This is a genomic window from Hyphomonas sp., from assembly GCF_041398385.1.
In the GTDB taxonomy this organism is placed as follows: domain Bacteria; phylum Pseudomonadota; class Alphaproteobacteria; order Caulobacterales; family Hyphomonadaceae; genus Hyphomonas.
In genome coordinates this window covers 17,707-29,461 of sequence record NZ_JAWKUW010000007.1, presented here as the reverse complement: position 1 = coordinate 29,461, position 11,755 = coordinate 17,707, and the positions used below count along the sequence as shown (strand labels likewise).

The window sequence follows — 11,755 nt, the reverse complement described above, 5'->3', positions numbered from 1 at the left end:
CCCGCAGAGGCACCGCCGTCCTCCGGAGGAACCCCGCATGCACCCCTGCCATTTCGCCAAGACGCATCCCGACAAGCCCGCCTACATCATGGCCGCGTCGGGAGAGACCGTCACCTTCCGCCAGCTGGAAGACCGGTCCAACCAGATCGCCCACGCCCTGCGCGCTGCAGGCTGCCAGCCGGGCGACACGATTGCCCTCTTTGCCGAGAACTCGCCGCGCTATTTCGAGATCTGCTGGGCGGCACAGCGGGCCGGCCTCTACTATGTCGCGGTCTCGTCCCGCCTCACGGCCCCCGAAGTCCAGTACATCGTCGAGGACTCCGGCGCGAAGCTCCTGATCGCCGGCGCCAGCAAGCGCGACTCCGCGGAAAAAGTGAAGGCCCTGACCGGCCTCGACCATTACTGGTCTATCGACGGCCCGATCCCCGGTTTCATCCCGCTGGAAGCGCACCGCGACAAGTTCCCCACGACCCGCATTGCCGACGAGATGGCCGGCACCGACATGCTCTATTCCTCTGGCACGACCGGCCGGCCGAAGGGCATCCGCCCGCCGCTGGAATCCGGCGCCCCCATCGACGGCGACACCGTCCTCAACCAGATCATCAAGGCGCTTGCCGGTGCGGACGAACACGCCGTCTACCTCTCGCCGGCTCCGCTCTATCACGCGGCGCCGCTGCGCTACTGCATGGCGTTCACGCGCTTCGGCGCCACCCTGATCATCATGGAGAAGTTCGACGCCGAGGCGATGCTCTCCTACATCCAGACATACAAGGTCACGCACAGCCAGATGGTGCCGACCATGTTCGTGAAGCTGCTGAAGCTTCCCGAAGACGTACGCAAATCCTACGAGCTTTCGAGCCTCAAATGGGTCGTCCATGCCGCCGCCCCCTGCCCCATTCCGGTCAAGGAACAGATGATTGAATGGTGGGGCCCGATCATCGACGAATACTATGCCGGCTCCGAAGGCAATGGCATGACCTGGGCGCGCAGCCCCGAATGGCTCACTCACAAGGGAACCGTCGGCAAGGCCGTCTGGGGCGAGATCCATATCTGCGACGAGCTGGGCGACGAAGTGCCTGTCGGTGAAGAAGGCCAGGTCTATTTCGGCGGCACGCCAACGCCCAATTACCACAACGCCCCGGACAAGAACGCCTCAGCCCTCAACCCGAAGCATCCCGACTGGTCGTCCCTCGGCGACGTCGGCAAGGTGGATGCGGAAGGCTATCTCTACCTGACAGACCGCAAGGCCTTCATGATCATTTCCGGCGGCGTGAATATCTATCCGCAGGAAACGGAGAACATCCTCATCACCCATCCGAAAGTCGCCGACTGCGCCGTCATCGGCGTGCCGGACGAAGAGTTCGGCGAAGCGGTCAAGGCCGTCGTCCAGCCCATGCCGGGCATTCAGCCCTCTGACGAACTGGCTGCCGAGCTGATGGAATTCTGCCTCGCCAACCTCTCCAAGCTGAAATGCCCGAAGAGCATCGACTTCGACCCCGAACTGCCGCGCCACCCGACCGGCAAGCTCTACAAGCGCCTCATCCGCGACCGCTACTGGGGCAAAAAAGACAGCCGGATCGTCTGACATGGTCACACGCAAAGATTTCCCATCTGACTTTGTCTGGGGCTCGTCCACAGCCTCCTACCAGATCGAGGGCGCTCACGATCAGGACGGGCGCGGCCTCAGCATCTGGGACGCTTTCAGCCACACGCCGGGCAAGATCCTCAACGGCGAGACGGGCGACGTCACCTGCGACCATTATCATCGCTACAGGGAAGACTGTGCCCTGATGAAACAGGCGGGCTTCACCGCCTATCGCTTCTCGACGAGCTGGAGCCGCGTGATGCCGGAAGGCCGGGGGGCGGTAAACGAGGCCGGGCTCGACTTCTACGATCGCCTTGTCGATGAACTTCTGGCAAACGGCGTCGCGCCCTGGGTCTGCCTCTACCACTGGGATCTGCCGCTCGCCCTGCACGAAAACGGCCTCGGCTGGACCAGCCGGGACATCGTACCCCTGTTTGCTGACTATGCGGGCCTCATGGCGAAACGCCTCGGCGACCGCGTGACCCACTGGGCAACCATCAACGAGCCCGGCGTGCTCGCCATCATGGGCTACGTCTTCGGCATCCACGCCCCCGGTATCAGCGATTATGGCGCGTGGCTCGACATGGCGCACAATCTGAATCTTTCGCACGGGGCCGCCGTCCGCCGCCTGCGCGCCGACTTGCCCGGGACAGCGAAAGTCGGTGCCGTGCCGAACATCCAGCCAGTTGTTCCGGCCAGCGACACCGAGGCCGACCGCCACGCGGCTGCCCTGCTCGACGCCGCCTGGAATCGCGCCTTCGCAGACCCGGTCTATCTGGGCGCCTATGACCCCCTGATGCGCCGGCAGCTGGGAGACCGCGTTCGCCCCGGCGACGAGGAGGCCATCCACACAAAGCTCGATTTCTTCGGTCTTAACCATTATTCGCCCAACTACGCCGCTGCCGCCGACAATGATTTCGGATGGCGCATGACCGAGCCCCCGCCCGGTGTCGAGACCACCCTGATGGGATGGCACGTCTCACCCGACGCCTTCCGCGACACACTGATCCATGTCTCGAAGACCTATGGCTGCCCCATCTATGTCACAGAAAACGGCGTCGCCGACGAGGCGGTCCCCGGCCCTGACGGCAAGGTTGACGACCCGATCCGCGTCCACTTCCTCGACCGGTATCTCGGCGCCCTCGTGGAAGCACGCGCCGCCGGCGCTGACGTGCGCGGCTATCTCGTCTGGTCGATGATGGACAATTTCGAATGGGCGATGGGCTACAAGACCCGCTTCGGCATCACGCACGTGGACTTCAAGACCCAGAAGCGTACGCCGAAGGCGTCCTACCACTGGCTTGCGTCCCTGACTGGCGCTAATGGGACCGGATGACCCCGATCCCGAACCAGCGCCACCTGTTCGACATCCCTGATGATGTCGCCTACCTGAACACTGCCACGATGGGGCCGCTGCCGAAAGCCGCCCTTGAGGCCGGCACGCGCGGCCTCGCCCGGAAACTGCAACCCTGGACCATTCCGGATACGGACTTCTTCGCGGACACGGAACGCCTGCGCCCCCTGCTCGCGCAGCTGATCGGCGCCGATGCGGATGGCATCGCCTTCACGGCGTCCGTCAGCTACGGCCTCGCTGCAGCTGCGCGAAACCTGCCGCTGGAATCCGGTCAGGAAATCCTCATCCTCGAAGACCAGTTCCCCTCCAACGTCTACGCCTGGCGCGCCCAAGCCGAGGCGACCGGTGCGACGCTGCGAACCATCGGCACGCAGGGCAATGAGCGGTTGTCGGATGCCCTCCTCGCCGCCATCGGCCCGCAGACCGGTCTTGTCGCCTGCGCACATGTCCGCTGGACCGACGGCGCCCTGATCGACCTTGCCGCGGTCGGCAAGCGCTGCCGCGAAGTCGGTGCCGCCCTGGTCCTCGACCTGACGCAAAGCTGCGGTGCGCTCCGGTTCGACGTGAGCGAAGTCCAGCCGGATTTCGCCGCCGTTGCCGCTTATAAATGGCTGCTCGGCCCCTACGCGACCGGCTTCCTCTATGTCGCGCCCCAACACCGATCCGGCGCGCCGCTCGAACAAGGCTGGATCAACCGGGCCGGCGCGTCGGACTTCGCCCGCCTGATCGACTACACCGATGCCTTCGAGCCGGGCGCCCAGCGTTTCGACATGGGTGAGCGCTCAAACTTCGCCCTCCTGCCTGCGATGGAAGCCGCCGTCCGCCAGGTGCTGGACTGGGGCATCGCAAATATCGAGGAAACACTCGGCGCCCGGAATGCGGCGCTGGCTGACCGCCTAGGCGCCATTGGCCTCTCATGCCTGCCGGAAGGCGCTCGCGGTCCGCATTACCTCGCCGCGCATCTGCCAGTCGGCACGCCCGCCAACCTGACTGCTCGCCTTAAAAGCGAGAACATCCATGTTTCGCGCCGGGGCGATCGGCTAAGGATCACCCAGCACCTCTTCACCACGGATGACGATATCGAGCGCTTTGTCCGCCGGCTTCCGGCATTTTTAGTCGATTAAAGTCACGCATATCGCCCTCTGCGGTCACATCTTGACCCTCAGTCAGACTTGCCGCGGCGCCGCCACCACGCCAAAACAGGCGCCAGATTCATAGGAGGACACCATGGCCAATCCCCGCACCGTCGCTTACGCAGACCTCGAATCCCTTATCGGTCAGGAGGTCGGTGTATCAGACTGGCACGTGATCGATCAGGACCGGGTCAACCTCTTCGCAGATGCGACCGGCGACCATCAGTGGATCCATGTCGACGTGGAAAAAGCCACCGCCGCAATGGGCGGGACGATCGCGCACGGTTTCCTCACCCTCTCGCTGCTTCCGTGGCTGGGCGCCGAGGTGATGAAGGTCACCGGCACGACCCGCGGGATCAACTATGGCTCCGACAAGGTTCGCTTCACCAATATGGTTCCGGTCGGCTCAAAAGTGCGCCTGCGCCAGAAGTGCCTTTCTGTAGAAGAGAAAGCAGGCGGCAAGCAGATGCGCATGGAAGCCACGGTCGAAATCGAGGGCAAGGACCGCCCGGCCCTGGTCGCCGAGACGCTGACCGTTCTCTACGGCTGAGATCGGCCCTATATGGGAGGGAGCCGATAAAAGGAGCCCTCCCATGACCCGACAGCGTATCCAACGGTCCGACCGCGAATGGCGCGAGCTGCTGACAGAGGAAGAATACCGCGTCGGCGTGAAGGAAGGCACCGAGCGCGCCTTCACGCCGGGCAACCTGAATGATGAAAAGCGCCCCGGCCTGTACCACTGCAAAGGCTGCGACACGCCGGTCTGGTCATCCGAGCACAAATTCGACAGCGGCACAGGCTGGCCAAGCTTCTGGCAACCGGCAGAGCCCGGAATCATCGAAACCAAGACCGACTTCAAAATGATCATCCCCCGCACGGAGTGCCATTGCGCCGTCTGCGGCCTGCACATGGGGCACGTCTTCAAGGACGGCCCGCCCCCCACCGGTGAACGCTGGTGCATCAACGGGGTGGTGCTGGACTTCCGGCCGCAGGAATAGGGCTGGACAGGCTCTATCCGGGCTGGTCCAGTCACGCCCGAGGTAGGACCACCCCTGACCGGAGCCCTTCGATGAGACTTCAGACCCTGCTGGCCGGCGCGGCCGCCGCAGCCCTTCTTTCAGGATGCACGATGACAGAAAAATCTGACCTGGCCGCCGCGCCAGCTGCGGAGGCAGCAACCGCTGCGCTTGTGGCGCCCATGGCCCCGCGTATCGACCATGAAATCACCCAGGTCGGCCGCACGCGGAACGACCCCTACCACTGGCTGAAAGACGAGAACTGGCAGGATGTGATGCGCGACCCGACGGTCCTGCGTGCGGACATCCGCGAGTATCTGGAAGCCGAAAACGCCTTCACCAAGTCCGTGTTCGAAGACCCGACCACGGACCTGCGCGAAGACCTGTTCCAGGAAATGAAGGGCCGCATCAAGGAAGACGATTCCACTGTTCCGGAAATCGATGGCGATTATGCCTACTTCACGCGCTTCCGCGAGGGCGGCGAGTACCCCATCATTGCCCGCCGGCCCGCGTCGGACGCCTTCAATCCCGACGCTGAAGAGACGATCCTGCTCGACGGTGACAAGATGGCCGAGGGAACCGACTATTTCTCCTTCGGCGGAATCGACACCTCGCCCGACCATGCACGCATCGCCTTCGCGACCGACACGCAGGGCAGCGAGTTCTACGAAATCCAGATCAAGGACATCGCCTCCGGCAACGAGGCTGCCGCGTCGATCAAGGACGCCTATGGCTCGTTCGAATGGAGCGGCGACGGCACGGCGATCTACTGGGTCCATCGTGACGAGAACGCCCGTCCGGACGCCGTCTACCGCCGCGACCTTTCAACCGGTGAAGACAAGCTGGTCTATGAAGAGAAGGATCCGGGCTTCTTCGTTGGCGTCTCCAAGAGCGCCGACAAGAGCGTGATCTTCGTCACTTCCGGCAGCCACACGACCTCAGAATGGCACTGGTTCCCCGCCAGCGAGGCTGAACCGCAGCTCCGCACCATCGCCCCCCGCATCACGGACAATGAGTACTCGGTCGATATCTGGGATGGCCAGTTCTACATCACCACGAACTATGACGGCGCGGTCGACTTCAAGCTGATGCGCGCGCCGATGGACGCCACGTCCCGCGACCAGTGGGAAGACGTCATCCCGCACCGTCCGGGCACGCTGCTGCTCGGCACGCAGGCGCAGAAAGACTATCTCGCCCGCATCGAACGCGTGGATGGCCTGCCCCGCATCGTCATCCGCGCCCGCACCGACGGCAGCGAGCACGCGATCACCTTCCCGGAAGCCGCCTACGATCTCGATCTCGATTCCGGATACAGTTTCGAAACGCCCATGCTGCGCTTCGAATACGCCTCGCCCACCACGCCAGACCAGGTTTTCGACTACGACCTCAACACGCAGGAACGCATCCTGCGGAAGACGCGCGAAGTGCCGTCAGGCCACAATCCGGACGACTATATCGCCGAACGCGTTATGGCGCCGAGTTGGGACGGCGTCGAAGTACCGGTCACGATCCTGCGCCGCAAGGACACGCCGGTCGATGGCACGGCACCCATGCTGCTCTACGGCTACGGCTCCTATGGCATCACCATTCCGGCGGACTTCCGCACCGGCCGCCTCAGCCTCGTGGACCGGGGCTTTGTCTACGCCATCGTGCACCCGCGCGGCGGCATGGCGAAGGGCTACCAGTGGTACCTGGACGGCAAGCTCGAAAAGAAGACCAACACGTTCAAGGACTTTGTCGCCGCCGGCCATTACCTCGTCGATCATGGCTATGCCGCACCCGGCAAGGTGGTCGCCCAGGGCGGCTCCGCCGGCGGCCTCCTGATGGGCGCCGTCGCGAATATGGACCCCGAACTCTTCTCCGGCATCATCGCGGCCGTGCCCTTCGTCGACGTGATCAACACCATGTCTGACGAAAGCCTGCCGCTGACCCCGCCGGAATGGCCCGAATGGGGCAACCCCCTGACCAGCGAGGCCGACTACCACCAGATCGCCGCCTACAGCCCTTACGACAATGTCGGCGACAAGCCCTACCCGGCCATGTTCATCACCGGCGGCTTGTCGGACCCCCGCGTCACCTACTGGGAACCGTCCAAGTGGGCTGCGAGGCTGCGCCACGACGCCCCGAATGGTGGCCCCTATTTCCTCAAGATCAACATGGATGCCGGCCATGGCGGCGCCTCGGGCCGGTTTGAAGGCCTCAAGGAAGTTGCCACCGAATACGCCTTCGCGCTCGCCGCAGTGGGCAAGGTCGAGGACGTAGACCTGGAACGGAAATAAGCCGGATCGTTAAGACCATTTCTCTGCAAAGCGGAGAAATGGTCGGAGCGGCGGGATTCGAACCCACGACCCCTAGTCCCCCAGACTAGTGCGCTAACCGGGCTGCGCCACGCTCCGACAAGGGCGGCTTGTAACCAAGCCGCGCAGGGTGTGCAATGCGTTATGTGGGTTCAGGCTGCGCGCCGGTTCAGCGCCGCATCGATCCGGGCCTTGATGTCGGTCAGCTCGACCAGTGCCCCCTCCAGACGCTGGCGGCGCTCATCCGTGATGCCCTCTTCAGCGGCGCCATTACCAAACGCTCTCGCCACCGTATCCTGCAGGTCACGCGCCGGGCTCGTGCCGGCCGGCGCACCCGCACCGAGCGTCGCCTCGCCGGACAGCACTGCTGCCAGCCCCTGTTCGGACAGGAGCGCCTTTGCGCCCTTCAGCGTCATGCCATGCTCATGCACGAGAATCTGGATGGCCCGCAGCGCGTCCACGTCCTGGGGACGAAACAGGCGCCGGCCATCGGCGCGCTTTACCGGCCTGACTTCGCGCGGAAACTTGCTTTCCCAGTATCGGATGACATGCGTCTCGACCCCGATCTCCGACGCGGCCTCTCCGATGGATCGGAATGCGGTCGCGGATTTCTCGATTCGGGCCCGGTTTGCGCTCATGTCATGTCCTTCCTGGTCAGGTCTTGTCGACGAGTGCCTTCAGCATCGGCGACGGACGGAAAGTGACCACGCGCCGTGCGGCAATCGTGGCCTCTTCCCCGGTTTTGGGATTGCGGCCCTCGCGCGCGGCCTTGGACCGCACAACGAAATTGCCGAACCGGGACAGCTTCACTTCGTTTTCCACCTCGAGCGCAGCGCCGATCATGTCGAGCGTGCGATCGAGCAGGTCTGACGACTCCTGCCGCGTCAGGCCGACCTCGCGAACGATCGCGTCGGTGACTTCAGCGCGGGTGATAGTCTGATTGGACATGGAAAACTCCCGATCAGGTTAATGCGTAGCCAAGGATTGTTAACGGAATCCTAGCGCCAGCGTCAGTTGTTTTTTCTGGTTTTTGCGTCTTAACGCCTGAAATCAAAGGCGGAAGAGGCTCGCACCCCACGAAAACCCGCCACCCATCGCTTCCGACAGGATCAGATCGCCCGATTTCGCCCGGCCGGACCGGACTGCGTGATTCAGGGCCAGAGGGATGGACGCCGCTGATGTATTGGCGTGCTCGTCGACCGTGACGATCACTTTCTCTTCGGCAATATCCATCTTCTTCGCGACACCATCGAGGATGCGCTTGTTCGCCTGATGCGGCACGAACCAGTCAATGTCGGCACCGGTTAGGCCGGTCTCGTCATAGATTGCCTGGATGGCCGACGAAATGTTGGTCACCGCATGCTTGAAGACCCGGTTTCCTTCCATCCTGACATGACCAATGGTGCCGGTGGAGCTGACCCCGCCATCGACATAGAGCAGGTCAGACTTCGTGCCGTCGGTCCGGATGTGATGCGTGATCACGCCGGAAAGCGGCTCGCCGGACCACTCCTCGGCCTTCAGGACCGCCGCGCCGCCGCCATCCCCGAACAGGACGCAGGTGCCACGATCGGACCAGTCGAGAATACGCGTGAAGGTCTCCGCGCCGATCACAACGGCGGTATTGAACAGGCCCTGCTTCAGCATGGAGTCTGCTGTCGCCAGAGCAAACAGGAAGCCGGAACACACGGCCTGAACGTCGAAAGCGGCTCCGCCCGTCATGCCGAGCTTGGCTTGCACCGCAGTGGCAGTGGCGGGGAAAGTCTGGTCCGGCGTCGTCGTCGCCAGCACGATGAGATCCACCTCGGACACCGGAATTCCGGCAGCCTCAAGCGCAGACCGCGCCGCCGCGGTGGCGATGTCAGACGTCAGCTCACCATCGGCAGCGACATGACGCCTTTTGATACCGGTCCGCTCGCGAATCCACTCATCGGTCGTGTCGACCATGTGGGCGAGGTCGTCGTTGGTCAGCACCTTTTCCGGAAGATAGCCTCCCGTTCCGCGGATGAAGCTGCGCCGTGCCATTGTGTTTCCCTTATGAGTCCGTGCGCCCGGTCAGCCGGCCGCAACGCCCTTTTGCTGGATTCTCACGAGATTGGCCGCCACTTCTTCCGGATAGTGGCTGGTGGCGAGGTCCGCCGCGAGACGGCAGGCCGTGGCAAAGCCGCGAGCATCCGTCCCGCCATGACTCTTGACCGAAACGCCGCCGAGGCCGAGCAGCACGCCGCCATTGGCATTGGACGGGTTCATCTGCTCCCGCAGCTGGTTCAGGCCCGAGGATGCGAGCAGCGCCCCCGCCTTGGTCACCATGCTGCGCGTCAACGCCTCGCGAACGCGCGTCGCAAGCATTCTTGCAACGCCTTCCCCTGCTTTCAGCGCAACGTTCCCGGTGAAGCCGTCCGTCACCACGACATCGACGCTTCCCATGGAAATGTCGTCGCCTTCGACGAAGCCGCGATAATCGAGGTTAAGGTCGAGCGTCCGGAGCATCTCGTGCGCCTCACGGACCTCGTCATGACCCTTCATTTCTTCCGAGCCGATATTGAGCAAGCCAATGCTCGGGCGCTCCTTGCCCAGGGTCGCCCGGGCATAGGCCTCGCCCATGATCGCGAAGGTGACCAGCTGCGCAGCATCGGCTTCCACATTCGCGCCCACATCCAGAACAACTGTCCGCCCTTTCAGGGTTGGCCACATCGCCGTCATGGCCGGTCGGTGGACGCCATCCATCTTGCGCAGCACGAGCATCGATATGGCCATCAGCGCGCCTGTATTCCCGGCCGAGACCGATGCGCCGGCCCGGCCTTCCTTGACCGCTTCGAGAGCGTTCCACATGGACGAGCCCTTGCCCCGCCGCAGGGCCTGACTTGGCTTCATGTCGCTCGTGATTTTGTGTTCGCAATGCGAAATCTCGCACCTGCCCGACAGGCCCGGAAGCGCCGCCACTAGAGGCTTCAGCGCCTCTTCGTCGCCAAACAGGATAATCTTCGTTTCCGGCCGTTCAGCTACGAATTGGGCTACGCCATCGACGATGACGGCCGGGGCGTGATCGCCGCCCATTGCATCAATTGACAGGGTTGTGCCGCGTGCCATGGCGCCTTCCGCGAATGAGCCTCAATTTCGGACTCGGTCTGGCGGTGTTTAAGACGCGCCTGAGGCCTTGGCAACGCTGGGCCTGCTTGTCGCAGGATACGGCTCCCACGGGGCGTTTCCTTCAAGAAACGCATCGGAACCCTGCTCACGGAAACGCCCGGCAAGCGCGGCGAAATGTGCAGCCAATGCTGCAGATCCCTCCGGGCCGGCGACACCGTTGCGGCAGAGGATTTCCTCAAGCGCCCCTTCAAGAGCCGCTGCATCCCCCTCCAGTGCAGTCACGACCGCACCGCCAAGACCATAATAATGTTCTGCAAGGCCTCGCACCTTGCGGGCAATTGAAGCGTCTCCGACCCCCATTTCCCTCATCGCGGCATCGAATCCGTCCATTACGCGGGCGTGCAACAGGTCCGGCAGGGCTTTCAGAGCGGGTTCAGGCCGTTTCGGAAGTTGCCAGGCGAGCAAAGCGGCGTGGATCGTCACCATCTGCATCCGGTGCTCCAGATCGTCTGCCACCACGCCGGATTCATAGGGTTCCGGCGACAGGGCGGCAGCCATCAGCCCGCGATACAGCGCATCTGCGCATCTCTTTCGGGCATTTCCTCCACCGATCCTTGGCCACAAACCAGCCATTCCTGCACTCCCGCGCTTGCCAAAGACGACTTGCTGCCGCTAGGTCTCAGGCGTTCACTATCAGGAGTTCTCCGATGGCGCGACGCGCGATTCTGGCTGCAGGCCTTCTTGTACTTCCGCTGACGGCCTGCCTGACCCCGAGCCGCGAGTATCACGGCTATGTCGCCGATGAGGCGCAGCCCAAGGATATCCAGCCCGGCGAAGATACCCGGTCCACGGTCCTGGCGCAGCTCGGCACTCCGTCGACCAAGAGCCTTTTCGACGACAATACCTGGATCTACATGTCGGAATTTCAGGAGCGCATCGCCTTCTATCACCCTAAGGTGAAGTCGAGGACGATCACGGCAATCAGCTTCGGAACGGACGACAAGGTCGAGGAAATCCTGGTGTACGGCGCTGAGGATGGCCAGGTCATCAACTACGCCTCACGCGAAACGCCGACCCGCGGCCGCGAACTCGGCATCTGGGAACAGATCTTCGGCACGGTCGGCAATATGCGCCTGCCAAATTCCGACGAAGCCACTCCGGACAACCCGACCGGCCGCCGATAGCGGAAATCCGAAAGCCGGAATTATTATTTTTCTGTATTCTTTCAAATACCTACGAATGATTATAAAAATATAACTCGCGCTACAGGCGATACGGGAATA

At 63.2% G+C, this 11,755-nt stretch carries 12 protein-coding genes and 1 tRNA gene; 7 read left to right on the top strand and 6 right to left on the bottom strand.

Annotation, left to right across the window (positions count from 1 at the left end; all coding sequences use genetic code 11):
- Nucleotides 1-37 precede the first annotated feature (37 nt).
- From R3C13_RS12825 to R3C13_RS12800, 6 genes are all read left to right on the top strand, one after another.
- Nucleotides 38-1,585, top strand: a complete 1,548-nt coding sequence (locus R3C13_RS12825; protein ID WP_371311226.1) for an acyl-CoA synthetase — start codon at nucleotides 38-40, stop codon at nucleotides 1,583-1,585.
- A gap of 1 nt (nucleotide 1,586) precedes the next feature.
- Nucleotides 1,587-2,921, top strand: coding sequence for a GH1 family beta-glucosidase (locus R3C13_RS12820; protein ID WP_371311225.1), 1,335 nt, complete (start codon nucleotides 1,587-1,589; stop codon nucleotides 2,919-2,921).
- Complete coding sequence (locus R3C13_RS12815; RefSeq protein ID WP_371311224.1) at nucleotides 2,918-4,063, top strand: aminotransferase class V-fold PLP-dependent enzyme; 1,146 nt, start codon at nucleotides 2,918-2,920, stop codon at nucleotides 4,061-4,063. Before R3C13_RS12820 ends, R3C13_RS12815 begins: the two co-directional genes overlap by 4 nt.
- Before the next feature lie 103 nt (nucleotides 4,064-4,166).
- Nucleotides 4,167-4,622: a MaoC family dehydratase gene (locus R3C13_RS12810; RefSeq protein ID WP_371311223.1), complete on the top strand. Its 456-nt coding sequence runs from the start codon at nucleotides 4,167-4,169 to the stop codon at nucleotides 4,620-4,622.
- Between the two features lie 43 nt (nucleotides 4,623-4,665).
- Entirely contained in the window at nucleotides 4,666-5,070 is a 405-nt protein-coding gene (msrB, locus tag R3C13_RS12805; RefSeq protein ID WP_371311222.1) for a peptide-methionine (R)-S-oxide reductase MsrB, read from the top strand.
- A 71-nt stretch (nucleotides 5,071-5,141) separates the two neighbouring features.
- Nucleotides 5,142-7,367: a S9 family peptidase gene (locus R3C13_RS12800; RefSeq protein ID WP_371311221.1), complete on the top strand. Its 2,226-nt coding sequence runs from the start codon at nucleotides 5,142-5,144 to the stop codon at nucleotides 7,365-7,367.
- A 39-nt stretch (nucleotides 7,368-7,406) separates the two neighbouring features.
- Here R3C13_RS12800 and R3C13_RS12795 read toward each other — a convergent pair.
- The 6 genes from R3C13_RS12795 to R3C13_RS12770 all read right to left on the bottom strand — a co-directional run bounded on the left by R3C13_RS12795 (nucleotide 7,407) and on the right by R3C13_RS12770 (nucleotide 11,105).
- A tRNA-Pro gene (locus R3C13_RS12795) sits at nucleotides 7,407-7,484 on the bottom strand.
- Between the two features lie 53 nt (nucleotides 7,485-7,537).
- Nucleotides 7,538-8,023, bottom strand: coding sequence for a MerR family transcriptional regulator (locus tag R3C13_RS12790; RefSeq protein WP_371311220.1), 486 nt, complete (start codon nucleotides 8,021-8,023; stop codon nucleotides 7,538-7,540).
- 16 nt (nucleotides 8,024-8,039) lie between these two features.
- Entirely contained in the window at nucleotides 8,040-8,333 is a 294-nt protein-coding gene (locus tag R3C13_RS12785; protein WP_371311219.1) for an integration host factor subunit alpha, read from the bottom strand.
- Nucleotides 8,334-8,435: 102 nt separating this feature from the next.
- Nucleotides 8,436-9,407, bottom strand: coding sequence for a beta-ketoacyl-ACP synthase III (locus R3C13_RS12780; RefSeq protein ID WP_371311218.1), 972 nt, complete (start codon nucleotides 9,405-9,407; stop codon nucleotides 8,436-8,438).
- Nucleotides 9,408-9,437: 30 nt separating this feature from the next.
- Complete coding sequence (gene plsX, locus R3C13_RS12775; RefSeq protein ID WP_371311217.1) at nucleotides 9,438-10,472, bottom strand: phosphate acyltransferase PlsX; 1,035 nt, start codon at nucleotides 10,470-10,472, stop codon at nucleotides 9,438-9,440.
- A gap of 48 nt (nucleotides 10,473-10,520) precedes the next feature.
- On the bottom strand, nucleotides 10,521-11,105 hold the full coding sequence (locus R3C13_RS12770; RefSeq protein ID WP_371311216.1) for a ubiquinol-cytochrome C chaperone family protein: 585 nt from the start codon (nucleotides 11,103-11,105) through the stop codon (nucleotides 10,521-10,523).
- A gap of 74 nt (nucleotides 11,106-11,179) precedes the next feature.
- Between R3C13_RS12770 and R3C13_RS12765 the strand changes: the two genes are divergently transcribed.
- Entirely contained in the window at nucleotides 11,180-11,656 is a 477-nt protein-coding gene (locus R3C13_RS12765; RefSeq protein WP_371311215.1) for an outer membrane protein assembly factor BamE, read from the top strand.
- Nucleotides 11,657-11,755: the final 99 nt, after the last annotated feature.